14 protein-coding genes are annotated in these 17,034 nt (G+C 60.5%); 10 read left to right on the top strand and 4 right to left on the bottom strand.

The genetic code is table 11. The features are described from left to right. The first annotated feature begins 50 nt into the window (after window positions 1–50). From AC1DXW_RS04775 to pcaC, 9 genes are all read left to right on the top strand, one after another. Window positions 51–908 (top strand): CoA transferase subunit A, encoded by an 858-nt coding sequence (locus tag AC1DXW_RS04775; protein ID WP_008054173.1) that lies wholly within the window; start codon window positions 51–53, stop codon window positions 906–908. Continuing rightward, window positions 908–1,687: a CoA-transferase subunit beta gene (locus tag AC1DXW_RS04770; RefSeq protein WP_477759804.1), complete on the top strand. Its 780-nt coding sequence runs from the start codon at window positions 908–910 to the stop codon at window positions 1,685–1,687. Before AC1DXW_RS04775 ends, AC1DXW_RS04770 begins: the two co-directional genes overlap by 1 nt. Continuing rightward, window positions 1,684–2,889, top strand: coding sequence for a 3-oxoadipyl-CoA thiolase (gene pcaF, locus AC1DXW_RS04765; protein WP_477755556.1), 1,206 nt, complete (start codon window positions 1,684–1,686; stop codon window positions 2,887–2,889). The genes AC1DXW_RS04770 and pcaF overlap by 4 nt, the downstream gene beginning before the upstream one ends. A gap of 37 nt (window positions 2,890–2,926) precedes the next feature. Continuing rightward, the gene (gene pcaH / locus AC1DXW_RS04760; RefSeq protein WP_477755557.1) at window positions 2,927–3,631 is read left to right on the top strand and encodes a protocatechuate 3,4-dioxygenase subunit beta; all 705 of its coding nucleotides are present in this window, start codon (window positions 2,927–2,929) and stop codon (window positions 3,629–3,631) included. Between the two features lies 1 nt (window position 3,632). After that, a complete protein-coding gene (gene pcaG, locus AC1DXW_RS04755) occupies window positions 3,633–4,199 on the top strand; it encodes a protocatechuate 3,4-dioxygenase subunit alpha (RefSeq protein ID WP_477755558.1) in 567 nt (188 codons plus the stop codon). A 195-nt stretch (window positions 4,200–4,394) separates the two neighbouring features. After that, a complete protein-coding gene (locus AC1DXW_RS04750; RefSeq protein ID WP_477755559.1) occupies window positions 4,395–5,699 on the top strand; it encodes an MFS family transporter in 1,305 nt (434 codons plus the stop codon). 45 nt (window positions 5,700–5,744) lie between these two features. Further along, a complete protein-coding gene (locus tag AC1DXW_RS04745; RefSeq protein WP_477755560.1) occupies window positions 5,745–7,109 on the top strand; it encodes a 3-carboxy-cis,cis-muconate cycloisomerase in 1,365 nt (454 codons plus the stop codon). Window positions 7,110–7,121: 12 nt separating this feature from the next. After that, window positions 7,122–7,913 (top strand): 3-oxoadipate enol-lactonase, encoded by a 792-nt coding sequence (pcaD, locus tag AC1DXW_RS04740; protein WP_477759803.1) that lies wholly within the window; start codon window positions 7,122–7,124, stop codon window positions 7,911–7,913. A 10-nt stretch (window positions 7,914–7,923) separates the two neighbouring features. Next, window positions 7,924–8,316, top strand: a complete 393-nt coding sequence (pcaC, locus tag AC1DXW_RS04735) for a 4-carboxymuconolactone decarboxylase (RefSeq protein ID WP_477755562.1) — start codon at window positions 7,924–7,926, stop codon at window positions 8,314–8,316. 135 nt (window positions 8,317–8,451) lie between these two features. On the opposite strand, the gene AC1DXW_RS04730 is transcribed toward pcaC, so the two are convergent. The 4 genes from AC1DXW_RS04730 to AC1DXW_RS04715 form a co-directional block, all read right to left on the bottom strand. Then, window positions 8,452–9,711, bottom strand: coding sequence for an OprD family porin (locus AC1DXW_RS04730; protein WP_477755563.1), 1,260 nt, complete (start codon window positions 9,709–9,711; stop codon window positions 8,452–8,454). Window positions 9,712–10,092: 381 nt separating this feature from the next. Further along, entirely contained in the window at window positions 10,093–11,553 is a 1,461-nt protein-coding gene (gene emhC / locus AC1DXW_RS04725) for an efflux RND transporter outer membrane subunit EmhC (RefSeq protein WP_477755438.1), read from the bottom strand. Then, window positions 11,553–14,714: an efflux RND transporter permease subunit EmhB gene (gene emhB / locus AC1DXW_RS04720; protein WP_477755437.1), complete on the bottom strand. Its 3,162-nt coding sequence runs from the start codon at window positions 14,712–14,714 to the stop codon at window positions 11,553–11,555. The genes emhC and emhB overlap by 1 nt, the downstream gene beginning before the upstream one ends. 3 nt (window positions 14,715–14,717) lie before the next feature. Continuing rightward, window positions 14,718–15,875 carry an efflux RND transporter periplasmic adaptor subunit gene (locus AC1DXW_RS04715; RefSeq protein WP_477759802.1) on the bottom strand — a complete coding sequence of 386 codons (1,158 nt, stop codon included), beginning with the start codon at window positions 15,873–15,875 and terminating at the stop codon, window positions 14,718–14,720. A gap of 277 nt (window positions 15,876–16,152) precedes the next feature. Between AC1DXW_RS04715 and emhR the strand changes: the two genes are divergently transcribed. After that, window positions 16,153–16,785, top strand: a complete 633-nt coding sequence (gene emhR, locus AC1DXW_RS04710; RefSeq protein ID WP_477755435.1) for an efflux system transcriptional repressor EmhR — start codon at window positions 16,153–16,155, stop codon at window positions 16,783–16,785. The last annotated feature ends 249 nt before the right edge of the window (window positions 16,786–17,034 follow it).

The following is a 17,034-nucleotide window of genomic DNA, read 5'->3' as shown; positions in this document are numbered from 1 at the left end:
ATCGGCGCCTTCTTCCACTGTCGGTTAACAATAAACGGGAGCCTGCCCCAATGGCTGAAATCCTTTCGCTGCACGACGCGGTGAAGCAATTCGTAAACGACGGCGATACGGTCGCGCTCGAAGGCTTTACCCACCTGATCCCGACGGCGGCGGGTCACGAAATCATTCGCCAGGGCAAGAAAGACCTGACCCTGGTGCGGATGACCCCTGACTTGATCTACGACCAGTTGATCGGTGCCGGTTGTGCCCGCAAGCTGATTTTCTCCTGGGGCGGCAACCCGGGTGTCGGCTCCCTGCATCGCCTGCGTGACGCGGTGGAGAAGCAGTGGCCCCACGCGCTGGAAATCGAAGAACACAGCCATGCCGACCTGGCCAATGCCTACGTCGCCGGGGCTTCCGGCCTGCCATTCGCGGTCCTGCGTGCCTACGCCGGTTCCGACTTGCCGAAGGTCAACCCGCTGATCAAATCCGTCACTTGCCCGTTCACTGGCGAAGTGTTGGCCGCCGTGCCTTCGGTGCGCCCGGACATTACCGTGATTCACGCGCAGAAAGCCGACCGCAAGGGCAACGTGCTGCTCTGGGGCATCCTCGGCGTGCAGAAAGAAGCTGCACTGGCCGCCAAACGCTGCATCGTCACCGTTGAGGAAATCGTCGACGACCTCAATGCACCGATGAATTCCTGTGTACTGCCAACCTGGGCCTTGAGCGCGGTTTGCCACGTGCCAGGCGGCGCGCACCCGTCCTATGCCCACGGCTACAACGAGCGCGACAACCGTTTCTACCAGGCCTGGGACCCGATTGCCCGCGACCGTGAAACCTTCACCGCGTGGATCAACGAATACATCCACGGCAGCGCTGACTTCAGCGAGTTCCAGGCCAAACTGGCCGCCGCTTCGGAGGCGAAGTAATGACTTACACCACCAATGAAATGATGACCGTCGCCGCCGCTCGCCGTCTGAAGAACGGTTCGGTGTGCTTCGTCGGTATCGGCCTGCCGTCGAAAGCGGCCAACCTGGCGCGCCTGACGTCCTCGCCTGATGTCGTTCTGATCTACGAATCGGGTCCGATCGGTGCCAAGCCGAGCGTACTGCCGTTGTCGATCGGCGACGGTGAACTGGCGGAAACCGCCGACACCGTGGTCCCGACCGGCGAGATTTTCCGTTACTGGCTGCAGGGCGGGCGTATCGACGTCGGCTTCCTTGGTGCGGCGCAGGTCGACCGTTTCGGCAACATCAACACCACCGTGGTCGGCGATTACCACGCACCGAAAGTGCGCCTGCCAGGTGCCGGTGGCGCGCCGGAAATTGCCGGTTCGGCCAAGAGCGTGTTGATCATCCTCAAGCAGTCTTCGCGCTCCTTTGTCGACAAACTCGATTTCATTACTTCGGTCGGTCACGGTGAGGGTGGCGATTCGCGCAAGCGTCTTGGCCTGCCAGGCGCCGGTCCGGTGGGGATCATCACCGACCTGTGCATCATGGAACCGGAGGAGGGTACCCACGAATTCGTGGTCACCGCACTGCACCCCGGCGTGACCCGCGAGCAAGTGGTCGCAGCCACCGGTTGGGCGATACGTTTTGCCGACAACGTTGAGCACACCGCTGAGCCAACAGAGGTCGAGCTGACCGCATTGCGTGATCTCGAAGCCCGCACTGCTGCCGCCCACGGCCAAGCACCCGGAGAAGCGTGATGCGTGACGTTTATATCTGCGACGCGATTCGTACCCCCATCGGCCGTTTCGGCGGCGGCCTGTCGACGGTGCGTGCCGACGACCTGGCTGCCGTGCCGATCAAAGCCTTGATGGAGCGCAACCCGTCGGTGGACTGGAACGCCGTGGACGAGGTGTTCCTCGGCTGCGCCAACCAGGCCGGTGAAGACAACCGCAATGTCGCGCGTATGGCGCTGTTGCTGGCCGGGCTGCCGGAAACCATTCCGGGCGTGACCCTCAATCGCCTCTGTGCTTCGGGCATGGATGCCATCGGTACCGCGTTCCGCGCTATCGCCAGCGGCGAGATGGAGCTGGCGATTGCCGGTGGCGTCGAGTCGATGTCCCGTGCGCCGTTCGTGATGGGCAAAGCTGATGCCGCGTTCTCGCGCAACATGAAACTGGAAGACACCACCATTGGCTGGCGTTTTATCAACCCGTTGATGAAAGCCCAGTACGGTGTGGATGCGATGCCGCAGACCGCTGACAACGTGGCCGACGATTACAAGGTGTCCCGCGCCGATCAGGACGCGTTCGCCCTGCGCAGTCAACAACGCACAGCCGCCGCGCAAGCCGCCGGGTTCTTCGCCGAAGAAATTGTTGAAGTGCGCATTGCCCACAAGAAGGGTGAAACCGTGGTCAGCCAGGACGAGCATCCTCGCGCCGACACCACCCTGGAAGCCCTGACCAAACTCAAACCGGTCAACGGCCCCGACAAAACCGTCACCGCCGGCAACGCCTCCGGAGTGAACGATGGCGCGGCAGTATTGATCCTGGCCTCGGCCGAAGCCGTGAAGAAACACGGCCTGACCGCCCGCGCTAAAGTGCTGGGCATGGCCAGCGCCGGTGTTGCGCCGCGGGTGATGGGCATTGGCCCGGTGCCTGCGGTGCGTAAACTGACCGAACGCCTCGGTGTGGCGGTCAGCGATTTCGACGTGATCGAACTCAACGAAGCCTTCGCCAGCCAGGGTTTGGCGGTGCTGCGTGAACTGGGGATCGCCGACGATGCGGCCCAGGTCAATCCCAATGGTGGCGCGATTGCCTTGGGTCATCCGTTGGGCATGAGCGGTGCGCGACTGGTGTTGACCGCGTTGCATCAGCTGGAAAAAACCGGTGGCAAGAAAGGTCTGGCGACCATGTGTGTCGGTGTCGGTCAAGGTCTGGCCCTGGCGATCGAGCGTGTCTGACGCGCTCTGAAGACTTATAAGAACTGAGGAATGCTTCATGACTGACAAGCCTGGTTACCGTCGCCCGCAGGCGGGCACTCAGCCGGAATACCTGCACCCGACCTATCAATCCACCAACCTGCGCTCGCCGTCCAGGCCGTTGGTGTTTCTGCCGCATTCGTTGTCGGAAATCACCGGTCCGAGCGTCGGCGCCGAGCGCGTCAACGAGAAGGACAACGACCTGACCGCCCAGCATGAGGGGCAGCCACAGGGTGAGCGCATCATCATCCACGGTCGTGTACTGGATGAAAACGGTCTGCCGGTGCCGGGGATTCTGGTGGAGATCTGGCAGGCCAACGCCGCCGGTCGCTACGCCCATGCCCGCGACCTGCATGACGCACCGCTGGACCCGAATTTCACCGGCACGGGCCGCACCGTGACCGACGCCGATGGCTGGTATCAGTTCCAGACCATCAAGCCCGGCGCCTATCCATGGGGTAACCACCATAACGCCTGGCGCCCGGCGCACATCCATTTCTCGCTGTTCGGGCCGAGCATTCTGACGCGCCTGGTGACGCAGATGTATTTCCCGGGCGACCCGTTGCTGGCGTACGACCCGATCTACAACTGCGTGCCCGATACCGGCGCCAAAGAGCGCTTGATCGCCACGTTCGATCTGGAAAAAACCATCCCTTCCTATGCCCTCGGTTATCGCTGGGACATCGTTTTGCGCGGCCGCGACGCCACGCCGATGGAGAAATAAGATGACGCTGACTGCGACCACGTCCCACACCGTCGGGCCGTACTACCACATCGGCCTGACCTGGCTGAACCGCGAAAACCTGACCGTCGAACAAACCCTGGGCGAGCGCATGGCGATCACCGGGCAAGTGGTCGATGGCAACGGTGATGTCGTCAACGACGCAATGCTGGAAGTCTGGCAGGCCAACGCCGCCGGCAAGTACGATCACCCGGAAGATGACCAGGACAAACCCCTGGACCCGAACTTCGAAGGTTTTGGCCGGGTACCGGTGGATGCCGAAGGGCGTTTTCGCTTCACCACCATCAAGCCGGGCACGGTCGAGGGGCTCAAAGGCACGACCCAGGCGCCGCATCTGGTGGTGCTGGTGTTTGCCCGTGGCCTGGTGAAGCACTTGCTGACGCGGATTTACTTTGATGGCGAGGCGGCCAACGTGAATGATCCGTTGCTGGAATGCGTGCCGGCCGAGCGTCGCAATACGTTGCTGGCCAAGCAGGATGCGTCGGGCGTGTACCAGTGGAACGTGATTCTGCAGGGCACCGATGCCGAGACGGTGTTCTTCGACTATTAAGTGAACACCGTAAAAAACTGTGGGAGCGAGCTTGCTCGCGATGACTGAGTCACATCCAACATAAATGGTGACTGACCTGACGCTATCGCGAGCAAGCTCGCTCCCACAGTGGATTTGTGTTGCTGATCTATCTGTGGAACGGGACTGTTGCAAAGTGTGTCTAGACTCTCACTGTCCCTTTTGAGTGAAAAAACAATGACAACACCCACGGCTCCTATAGCTCTTTATACGGGCGAAGAACGCAACAAGCGGATCTTCGCCATTGTCGGTGCTTCGTCCGGCAACCTGGTCGAATGGTTCGACTTCTATGTCTATGCCTTCTGTGCGATCTATTTCGCGCCGGCCTTTTTCCCGTCCGACAACCCCACGGTGCAGTTGGTCAACACGGCTGGCGTGTTTGCCGCCGGCTTCCTGATGCGCCCGATTGGTGGCTGGATTTTCGGTCGGTTGGCGGACAAGCACGGGCGCAAGAACTCGATGCTGATCTCGATTCTGATGATGTGCTTCGGCTCGTTGCTTATTGCCTGCTTGCCGACCTACAACAGTATCGGGGTCTGGGCGCCGATCCTGTTGCTGTTCGCCCGTTTGCTGCAAGGCTTGTCGGTGGGCGGTGAGTACGGCACCACCGCGACTTACATGAGCGAAGTGGCGCTCAAGGGCCAGCGCGGTTTCTTCGCTTCGTTCCAGTACGTGACCCTGATTGGCGGCCAGTTGCTCGCGGTGTCGCTGGTGGTGATCCTGCAACAGTTCCTCACCGAGGATGACCTGCGTGCCTACGGCTGGCGGATTCCCTTTGTGGTCGGTGCCATGGCGGCGTTGGTTTCGCTGTATTTGCGTCGTTCGCTGAAAGAAACTTCCAGCAAGGAAATGCGCGAAAACAAGGACGCCGGCAGCATCAGCGCGCTGTTTCGCGACCACAAAGCAGCGTTCATCACCGTGCTCGGTTACACCGCCGGTGGTTCGCTGATTTTCTACACCTTCACCACGTACATGCAGAAGTACCTGGTGAACACCGCCGGCATGCCGGCCAAGACCGCCAGCTACATCATGACCGGCGCGCTGTTCCTTTATATGTGCATGCAACCGGTTTTCGGCATGCTCGCCGACAAGATCGGCCGGCGTAACTCGATGCTCTGGTTCGGCACCCTCGGCACGCTGTTCACCGTGCCGATCCTGTTGAGCCTGAAAAGCGTGACCAGTCCGTTTCTGGCCTTCGTGCTGATTACCCTGGCGCTGGCGATCGTCAGTTTCTACACCTCGATCAGCGGTCTGGTAAAAGCCGAGATGTTCCCGCCGGAAGTACGCGCCTTGGGCGTTGGCCTGGCGTATGCGGTGGCGAATGCGATTTTCGGTGGTTCGGCAGAATATGTGGCTTTGAGCCTCAAGGCCGTGGGCATGGAAAACTCCTTCTACTGGTACGTCACGGTGATGATGGCGGTGGCGTTCCTGTTCAGCCTGCGCCTGCCGAAACAGGCCGCGTATCTGCATAACGACCTTTGATCTTCACGCGCGGGCTGCAGCGGCCCGTGCCTCCAGGAACTGTTTATGAATCAGCGACCGGGCAATCAATTGTTCGATGCCTATTTCACTGCCCGCGATATGCGTGAGGTGTTCTGCGATCAGGGCCGGGTCCAGGCCATGCTCGATTTCGAAGCGGCACTGGCCCGGGCCGAAGCGCAGGTAGGGTTGATTCCGTCGAGTGCTGTCGCGCCGATTGAAGCGGCTTGCCGCGCCGGGCTTTATGACTTCGCGGCGTTGGGCGAGGCGATTGCCACCGCGGGTAACTCGGCCATTCCGTTGGTCAAGGCGCTGGGCAAACAGATCGCGGCCACCGATGCCGAAGCCGAGCGCTATGTGCATCTGGGCGCGACCAGCCAGGACGTGATGGACAGCGGCCTGGTGTTGCAACTGCGCCGCGCACTGGCGCTGATCGAAAGCGATCTGGCGCAACTGGGCCAAACCCTTGCGACGCAGGCCCAACGTTATACAGCGACGCCATTGGCCGGGCGCACCTGGTTGCAACACGCAACGCCTGTCACCCTCGGCATGAAAATCGCCGGTTGGCTGGGGGCAGTGACGCGCAGTCGCCAGCGCTTGGCCGAACTCAAGCCGCGCCTGCTGGTGCTGCAATTCGGCGGTGCGTCCGGAACCCTTGCGGCCCTTGGCGACCAGGCCATGCCAATTGCCCAGGCGCTGGCCGAAGAACTGCAACTGGCCTTGCCCGAACAGCCGTGGCACACCCAGCGCGATCGCGTGGTTGAATTCGCTGCAGTACTCGGCCTGATCTCCGGCAGTCTCGGCAAACTCGGGCGCGATATCAGCCTGTTGATGCAAACCGAGGCTGGCGAAGTGTTCGAACCTTCGGCGCCGGGCAAGGGCGGTTCTTCGACCATGCCGCACAAGCGCAATCCGGTGGGCGCGGCGGTGCTGATCGGTGCGGCAACGCGTGTACCCGGTCTGCTCTCGACGCTGTTCAGCGCCATGCCCCAGGAACACGAACGCAGCCTCGGCCTGTGGCATGCCGAGTGGGAAACCCTGCCGGAGATTTGCTGCCTGGTGTCGGGCAGCCTGCAGCAAGCGCTGTTGATCGCCAAAGGACTGGAGGTGGATGCCGAGCGCATGGCGCGCAACCTCGATTTGACCCAGGGCCTGGTGCTCGCCGAAGCGGTGAGCATCGTCCTCGCGCAACGGGTAGGGCGCGACACTGCGCATCATCTCTTGGAGCAATGCTGCAAACGCGCCGTGGCCGAACAACGTCACCTGCGTGCGGTCCTCGGCGACGAACCGCAAGTGACCGCCGAACTGTCGGTGGCTGAACTCGATCATCTGCTGGACCCCGCCCATTACCTCGGTCAGGCCAAAACCTGGGTCGAGCGCGCGGTGGCTGAACATTCTGCATTGACTGCCTGAAGGAGACTTGCTGTGGCTTTTGTACAACTCGCCGAGGGCGAACTGCATTACCAACTCGATGGACCGGTCGATGCGCCGGTACTGGTGTTGTCCAATTCGTTGGRCACCGACCTGCACATGTGGGACGCGCAAATCCCGGCGTTCTCCGGGCATTTTCGCGTGTTGCGTTTCGACACCCGTGGTCATGGCCAGTCATTGGTGACGCCGGGGCCTTACAGCATCGAGCAACTGGGTCACGACGTGCTTGCCTTGCTGGATGCCTTGCACATCGAACGCGCGCATTTCTGCGGTCTGTCCATGGGTGGGTTGATTGGCCAGTGGCTGGGGATCAATGCCGGCGAACGCCTGAACAAGCTGATCGTGTGCAACACAGCAGCGAAAATCGGCGATCCGTCAGTGTGGAACCCACGTATCGAAATGGTGCTGCGTGATCGTCAGGCGGCTATGGTTGCCCTGCGCGATGCGTCGATTGCCCGCTGGTTCACCCCGGACTTCTCCGCCGCCAACCCGGCGGCAGCCAAGCAAATCACCGACATGCTCGCGGCCACTTCGCCCGAAGGCTATGCAGCCAATTGCGCTGCGGTGCGCGATGCCGATTTCCGCGATCAGTTGTCTGCGATCAAGGCGCCGCTGTTGGTGGTTGCCGGAAGCGAAGATGCGGTGACGCCACCGTCCGGTGGGCATTTCATCCAGGAGCATGTGCGCGGGGCCGAGTACGCCGAGTTCTATGCGGCGCACTTATCCAACGTCCAGGCAGGCAATGCGTTCAGCGAGCGTGTGCTGGCGTTTCTGTCGGCTGATTGAGGGGATTTCCGTGGACGAGAAACAACGTTATGACGAGGGCCTGAAGGTCCGTCGCGCGGTCTTGGGCGATGCCCACGTCGACCGCAGCCTGAATGCCTTGACCGAGTTCAACTCGGAGTTTCAGGAGATGATCACCCGTCACGCCTGGGGCGACATCTGGACCCGCCCTGGCCTGCCGCGCCACACCCGCAGCCTGATCACCATCGCCATGCTGATCGGCATGAATCGCAACGAAGAATTGAAACTGCACCTGCGCGCTGCCGCCAACAACGGCGTGAGTCGTGGCGAGATCAAGGAAGTGATCATGCAGAGCGCCATCTACTGCGGGATCCCGGCGGCCAATGCGACGTTCCATTTGGCCGAGTCGGTGTGGGATGAGTTGGGGGTTGAGTCGCGGGGGTAAGCGGTAACGCCGTACAACCTGTGGGAGCGAGCTTGCTCGCGATGGCGGTGTAACAGTCAATGTAGATGTTGAATGTTACGACCTCATCGTCGGAACGCCGCCCGGAGCAAGCTCGCTCCCACATTTGTTTTGTGTTTACAGCAGACTGATCGGATAGCTGATGATCACGCGGTTCTCATCGAACTCGTTATTGCTGTAGTCGCGGCGCATGGTCGAGTTGCGCCATTTCACGTTCAGGTCTTTCAGCGCACCGCTCTGCACGGTGTAGCCCAGTTCACTTTCACGCCCCCATTCCTTGCCATCGGTGATGCTGCCGGTGTGCACATTGTCGCCGCTGATATAGCGGTTCATCAGGGTCAAACCCGGTACGCCGAGGGCGGCGAAGTTGTAGTCGTGGCGTACCTGCCAGGAGCGTTCCTGGGCATTGTCGTAGCTGGAGTTGTAGCTGTCGTTGGCCAGTGTGCCGCCGCTGGTGCCGTTGACCCGCATCCAGGCGTTGTCGCCGGTGAGTTTTTGCAGGCCGACGTAGAAGGTGTTGCCGCCGTATTTGGCCGAGAACAAGCCGTACATTGTCTTGTTGTCCAGCTCGCCTGCCCGTGCGCTGCCGTCATCCTTGCCATAGAAAAAACCCAGGTTGGCGCCCAGGGTCCAGTCGCCAAGCGGCTGGCTGTGGATCAAGTTGACGAATTGCTGGCTGTAGATGTCCTTGAGCTCGGCGTTCCACAGGCCTATCTGGGTGCGCTTGTCGTTGAACACGTACTCGCCGCCCTCGAAGTTGAAACGGTCAGAGGTGAACGCCGCTTTGCCGGTCATCGACATTTCGCTCATGCTGCTGTCGTCGCGCGGGCTGTTCTGGCGGAACTGGCCGCCGTAGAGCGTCAGGCCATTGATTTCCTTCGACGTGATCTGGCCGCCACGGAAGGTTTGCGGCAACGAGCGACCGTCGTCCGAACGCAGGATTGGCAGCACCGGCATCCATTCCCCAACTTTCACTTCGGTTTGCGACAGCTTTGCCTTGAACGCCACGTTGGTGCGGCCGAAATTGTCCGCCGGGCGACCGTCGTGATCCAGCGGCAGCAGTTGCGTGCCGCCGGTGCCTTTGCCGCCATCAAGCTTCACCGAATACAAACCGAGCACATCCATGCCGAACCCGACGGTGCCCTGGGTGAACCCGGATTTGGCGTCGAGGATGAAACTTTGCGTCCACTCTTCAGCCTTGCCCTGGGCCTTGGTCGGGTTGGTGAAGTTGCGGTTGATGTAGAAGTTGCGCAGGTTCAGGTTGATCTTGGCCCCATCGACGAAGCCCGACTCTTCGGCGTTGGCGGGCAGGGCCGCGCTGGCCAGGGCAATGGCAATCAGGCTGGGAACGAAATACTGCGCAGTGGAAGGCGTCATGAGCTCGGGTCTCTCTAATTCTTGGGGATGAAACGGGGGAGTGCCGCAATCAGGTGATTGCAGACAAGTCATTGGAATCTGTGGCAAAACGAACAGGATCAGCCGGACAAGGCAGGGCGCGGGGACATGGTGTCGAACCTGATGTTATTGGTCTTGTGGGCCGAATGGTGCGGGGAATGAACCAGATGGTTCAATCTGTGAAAGCGGGTTTTGGGCGATTATCGAACAGCAAAAAAACAAAAGATCGCAGCCTTCGGCAGCTCCTACAGAAGAATGCGGTCCCCTGTAGGAGCTGCCGAAGGCTGCGATCTTTTGATCTTGGCTTTTTCTTGGCAAACAAAAAGCCCACCAATCGGTGGGCTCCTTGTTTTCACAGCGCTATCAGAAATACTTCATCTTCGGCGCTTCTTCTTTCAACGGCTCGTTCTTTGCCGTCTGTTCGTTCCAGCCACCACCCAGTGCCTTGTACAGATTGACCTGGCTGACCAGCTGCGCCAGACGGTCGGTGATCAGCACCTGTTGTGCACTGAACAGCTGACGCTGGGCATCGAGGAAGGTCAGGTTGCTGTCGACACCGATGCGGTAACGACGCTCGGCCAGGCGGTAGTATTGCTGGTTGGCACTGACGAAATCTTTCTGTGCCTGCAACTGCTGGACGTAGGTCTGGCGGGCGGCCAGGCCGTCGGCAACTTCCTGGAAGGCCGTTTGAATGGACTTCTCGTAGTTCGCCACGCCAATGTCTTTCTGGATTTTCGAGTAATCCAGGCTGGCGCTCAGGGAGCCGGCGTTGAAGATCGGCAGGTTGATCTGCGGCTGGAACAGCCACGTGCCTGAACCACCCTTGAACAGGCCGGACAGGTCCGGGCTCAGAGTGCCGGCATTGGCCGTGAGGCTGATGCTCGGGAAGAACGCAGCCCGCGCCGCGCCGATGTTGGCGTTGGCGGCCTTCAGGTTGTACTCGGCCTGAAGGATGTCCGGACGACGATGCAGCAGGTCCGACGGCAGGCCGGGCGGAACGTCGCTCAGCAGATCGTCGTCAAGCGGTTTGGCCGCTTGCAGGTTGGCCGGGATACCGGTACCGAGCAGCAGCACCAGGATGTTCTCGTCCTGGGCGACCTGACGGGTGTACTTGGCCAGTTGCGCACGGGCGTTTTCCACCGAGGTGCGCGACTGCGCCAGGTCCAGGGCCGAGGCGACCCCGACTTCGTTGCTGCGGGCGGTGAGCTTGTAGCTCTCCTCGAAGGCGGCCAGGGTGTCCTGGGTCAGCTTGTACAACTCCTTGTCGGCCTGCCAGGTCAGGTAGGCATTGGCCACGCTGGCCACCAGGCTGATCTGCGTACTGCGGCGGCCTTCTTCAGTGGCGAAGTACTTCTGCAGCGCCTCTTCGTTCAGGCTGCGAACCCGACCGAACAGGTCGAGTTCATAGGCGCTGACCCCGACCGTGGCCGAGTAGGAACTGACGATGCCCGACTGACCTGTTTGCGAGGAGTTTTCCGGAACCCGCTGACGGCTGCCGGTGCCGTTGGCCGAGACGGCCGGGAACAGATCGGCACGGGAGATGCGGTATTGAGCCGCAAACGCGTCGATGTTCAGGGCCGCGACACGCAGGTCACGGTTGTTTTCCAGGGCCACCTGGATCAGCTGTTGCAGCGCCGGGTCATGGAAAAACTGCTTCCAGCCTTGCTCGGCAGCCGCTTGCGCCGGTGCCTGGGCCGGCGAGTACGCCGGGCCCTGCGGGTATTGGCCCGCCACCGGCGCTTCGGGCTGCTGATAATCAGGTATCAGCGAGCAGCCACCGAGCACGAAGGCGGCGACTGCCAGGGAGAGTAGCGACTTGCTCATTAGCCAGCCTCTTGAGGAGTTTCAGTGGCGTCATCCTGGTCGGCGATTTTGCGCTGGCCTATGGACGACACGGTGACGAAGAACAGTGGGACCCAGAAAATCGCCAGCACAGTGGCCGTGATCATACCGCCGATCACACCGGTGCCGATTGCATGCTGGCTACCGGAACCCGCGCCGGTGGATATCGCCAGTGGTACCACACCCAGAACGAAGGCGAGCGAGGTCATGATGATCGGTCGCAGACGCATGCGACTGGCTTCAATTGCCGCATCGCGCAGGCTACGCCCTTGTTCGTGCAGTTCCTTGGCAAATTCGACAATCAGAATGGCGTTTTTCGCCGCCAGACCGATAGTCGTCAACAGACCTACCTGGAAGTACACGTCGTTGGACAAACCGCGCAGGCTGGTGGCCATCAGTGCACCGATGATCCCCAGCGGCACCACCAACATCACCGCGATCGGAATCGACCAGCTCTCATACAACGCCGCCAGACACAAGAACACCATCAGCAGCGACAGGGCGTACAGCGCGGGTGCTTGCGAACCGGACAGACGTTCTTCGTACGACAGACCGGTCCAGGAAATACCGACACCCGCCGGTAGCTTCTGCGCGATGGCTTCGACTTCGGCCATGGCTTCACCGGTGGAATAGCCAGGCGCCGGGGCTCCGAGGACTTCCATCGCTTCCACGCCGTTGTAGCGGGCCAGTTTCGGCGAACCGTAAATCCACTCGCCCTTGGCGAACGCCGAGAACGGAACCATGGTGCCGCTGCTATTGCGCACGTACCACTTCTGCAGGTCTTCAGGGTTCATTCGAGCGCCTGGCTGGCCTTGCACGTAAACCTTCTTCACGCGACCGCGGTCGATGAAGTCGTTGACGTAGCTACTGCCCAGGGCAATCGACAGAGTGTTGTTGATATCGGCGATGGTAATGCCCAGGGCACTGGCCTTCTCGTCATCGATTTCCAGTTGGTATTGCGGTTCGTCGTTCAGGCCGTTCGGACGCACCTGAGTCAGAATCTTGCTTTGCGCCGCCATGCCGAGGAACTGGTTACGTGCAGCCATCAGTTTGTCGTGGCCGATGCCGGCGCGGTCCTGCAGGAACACGTCGAAACCGGTGGCGTTACCCAACTCCAGTACCGCCGGTGGCGCGAAGGCGAACACCATGGCGTCACGGAAGGTGAAGAAGTGCTGTTGGGCACGGGCCGCTACCTTGAACACGTTGTTGTCGGCGTTACGCTCGTCCCACGGCCGGAGCATGATGAACGCCATACCCGAACTCTGGCCACGGCCGGCGAAGTTGAAGCCGGTTACGGTAAACACCGAGTTCACCGCATCGCCTTCACCGCCATCCTTGCCCGGACGCAGCAGGAATTCCCGCATCTCGTCCACGACCACCTGGGTGCGCTGGGCACTGGAACCGGCCGGGGTCTGCACCTGGGCAAACAGTACGCCCTGGTCTTCTTCCGGCAGGAACGCCGTTGGAATACGGGTGAACAGCCAGATCATGCCGACGACGATGATCAGGTAGGCCAGCAGGTACGGGGCCTTTTGCGCGAGCATATTGCCCACGCCACGCTCGTAGCTTCTGACGCCGCGGTCGAAGTTGCGGTTGAACCAGCCGAAGAAACCGCGTTTCGGGGTGCCGTGCTCGCCTTTCGGAATCGGCTTGAGCATGGTCGCGCAGAGCGCCGGGGTGAAGATCAGTGCAACCAGTACCGACAGGGCCATGGCCGAGACGATGGTGATCGAGAACTGCTTGTAGATCACACCGGTGGAGCCGCTGAAGAACGCCATCGGCAGCAGCACCGCCGACAGCACCAGGGCAATACCCACCAGTGCGCCCTGGATCTGGCCCATGGATTTCTTGGTGGCTTCCTTGGGTGACAGGCCTTCTTCGCTCATCACCCGTTCGACGTTTTCCACCACGACGATGGCGTCGTCCACCAGCAAGCCGATGGCCAGCACCATACCGAACATGGTCAGGGTGTTGATGCTGAAACCGGCTGCCGCGAGGATCCCGAACGTACCGAGCAATACCACCGGCACGGTCATCGTGGTGATGATGGTGGCACGGAAGTTCTGCAGGAACAGGAACATCACCAGGAACACCAGTGCGACCGCTTCGACCAGGGTGTGAACCACGCCTTTGATCGATTCGGTCACCACCGGAGTAGTGTCATACGGGAACACCACTTCCATCCCTTGCGGGAAGAACGGCTTGAGGTTGTCGATGGTCGCGCGCAGGGCTTTGGCCGTATCGAGAGCGTTGGCACCGGTAGCCAGTTTCACCGCCAGGCCGGATGCCGGGGCACCGTTGAACTGGGCGTTAATGCTGTAGTTCTCACCCCCCAAACCGACTTCGGCGACATCTTTGAGGCGAACCTGGGAACCGTCCTTGTTGACCTTGAGCAGGATCTTGTCGAATTGCTCCGCGGTCTGCAGACGGGTCTTGCCGATGATCGTCGCGTTCAACTGGGTGCCGGGCAGGGCCGGCAGGCCGCCGAGCTGGCCGGACGACACCTGGACGTTCTGCGCAGCGATGGCGGTCTTGGCGTCGATAGGGGTCAGGTTGAATTTGTTCAACTTGGCCGGATCGAGCCAAATCCGCATGGCGTACTGGGAACCGAACACCTGGAAGTCACCGACACCGGCGGTCCGCGAGATCGGGTCCTGCATGTTCGACACGATGTAGTTGGACAGGTCGTCCTTGGTCATGCTGCCGTCACGCGACACCACGCCGATCACCAACAGGAAGTTCTTCACCGCCTTGGTGACGCGGATACCTTGCTGCTGCACTTCTTGCGGCAGCAGTGGGGTAGCCAGGTTCAGCTTGTTCTGCACCTGAACCTGCGCGGTATCGGAGTTGGTGCCTTGCTCGAAGGTCGCGGTAATGGTCATGGTGCCGTCGGAGTTACTTTCCGACGAGACATAACGCAGGTGGTCGATACCATTGAGCTGTTGTTCGATCACCTGCACCACGGTGTCCTGTACGGTCTGTGCCGAAGCACCCGGGTAGGCCACGGAGATGGCGATCGCTGGCGGCGCAATGCTCGGGTATTGGTTGATCGGCAGTTTGAGGATCGATAGAGCCCCGACCAACATGATCACCAGGGCAATTACCCAGGCGAAAATCGGACGGTCGATAAAAAATTTCGACATGGTTTACTCCCCTTTACCGCCAGACGCTGTATTAGCTGCCTGGGCGGGGGCCGGGTTCTTTGCGGCTACGTTGGTCGCTTCACTGGCCTTGACTTCGATGCCGGGTTTGACGAATTGCAGACCTTCGGTGATCAGTCGATCGCCGGCCTTCAGGCCGTCTTCGATCAGCCATTGGTTACCGACGGTGCGGTTGGCCTTGAGGTGACGCAGTTCGACCTTGTTGTCCGGGCCGACAACCAGTGCGGTCGGGGTACCCTTGAGGTCGCGGGTCACGCCTTGCTGCGGGGCCAGGATCGCCGCGCTGTTCACACCGGCCAGCAACTTGGCGTGCACGAACATGCCAGGCAGAAGGGTGTGGTCAGGGTTCGGGAAAATCGCGCGCAGGGTGACGGAACCGGTGGTCTGGTCAACCGAGATTTCGGAGAACTCCAGCTTGCCGTCCAGCTTGTATTCGCTGCCGTCTTCGAGGGTCAACTTGACCGAGGCTGTGTTATCGCCAGCCTTTTGCAGGCGACCGCTTTCCAGCTCACGGCGCAGTTTCAACAGTTCGACCGAGGACTGCGTCACGTCGACGTAGATCGGGTCGATCTGCTGAATCACCGCCATCGCATCGACCTGGGCATTGCTGACCAGCGCGCCTTCAGTCACCGAGGAACGGCCGATTCGGCCGGTCAGCGGGGCATAGACCTTGGTGTAGCGCACGTTGATCTGTGCCGTTTGCAGCGCGGCTTCCGATTGCAGGCGGTTGGCCACGGCGGTGTCGTATTCCTGACGGCTTACGGCTTGCTCGTCGACCAGTTGCTTGTAGCGGTCGGAAATCGATTTGGTCGAACGCAGGTTGGCTTCGGCGCTGGCAAGCGTTGCTTCATAGATCGACGGGTCGATCTGATAGAGCTGCTGGCCGGCCTTGACGTCACTGCCTTCCTTGAACTGGCGCTTGAGAATGATGCCGTTGACCTGCGGGCGGACTTCGGCAATGCGGAACGCACTGGTACGGCCGGGCAGATCGGATGTCAGGGTGAAAGCTTGCGGTTGCAGAGTCACGACGCCGACCTGAGGCGGTGGGGCGGCCGGTGCTGCCTCTTCCTTTTTGCATCCGCTGAGCAGCGATGCCAAGGCGACGGCGGCGACCAGAGCGGTAACAGCTGGCTTGAATTGCATGAAAATCCTCGGGTCAGGCGCGCAAGGAGCGCACTAGAAAGGTGGAAGGTTGAAAAATGTTTGCAGAGTGGATAAGTAGCTTGCTAATGAATATACTTACGTACATGGCTGTTTGTAAATACCCAGGCTGCGTATCAACGTCGTTACTCAAGCCGTTACACAAGCCGTTGAAAGGTTGGAATTGTAGGCCGGGGACGAACCCCCAGAACGTTCGCCCCACTTTTATTCAGCTGATATTCAGACATCGCTGAAGCACCCTGATTGAGGTTGTACTGCCATGGTCCGTCGTACCAAAGAGGAAGCTCAGGAAACCCGCGCGCAAATTCTCGTGGCGGCCGAAAAGGCCTTTTTCGAGCGAGGCGTGGCGCGCACGACCCTGGCGGACATCGCGACCCTGGCCGGCGTCACTCGAGGGGCCATTTACTGGCATTTCAGCAACAAGGCGGATCTGGTGCAGGCCATGCTCGACACCTTGCATGAGCCGCTGGAAGAAATGGCCAAGGCCAGCGAAAGCGAAGACGAACTGGATCCCCTGGGCTGCATGCGCAAACTGTTGATTCATTTGTTTCATCAAATTGCGCTGGACCCGAAAACCCGCCGCATCAATGAGATTCTTTATCATAAGTGCGAATTCACCGATGAAATGTGCGACCTGCGCCAGCAGCGCGTGTCAGCCAGCCTCGAATGCAATGTGCGGATCGGCCTGGCCCTGAGTAATGCAGTGAATCGTGGCCAGTTGCCGGAAAACCTCGACACCGCCCGCGCCGCGATCAGCTTGCATGCTTATATTGATGGCATCCTGTACCAGTGGCTGCTGGCCCCCGACAGTTTTGAATTGCACACCGAAGCCGAGCGTTGGGTCGATACCGGGCTGGATATGCTGCGCTTGAGCCCCAGCCTGCGTAAATAAAGCAAAATGCGTAATTAGCGCCTTGTGTGTCAACCGTTGAGGCTGCAGATGAACAGTTCTTCACCCGCCCTTCGACAATGGGGTGCTTTATATACTTACACTCGGCAGGTTGACAGGTAGCAAGCTCAGTAATTTGTAGGGAATTTGTGTCGAGTCTGTGAGCACCTGCCGATGATCGCGGCCCCTGTGGGAGCGAGCTTGCTCGCGATAGCGGTGTGTCAGTCGACGTCTTCGTTGATGGTTACACCG

It is taken from the genome of Pseudomonas sp. P4_C4 (assembly GCF_056402055.1).
Note: the sequence above shows the minus strand (reverse complement) of the source record. Positions and strands in the feature narration are given on the sequence as shown.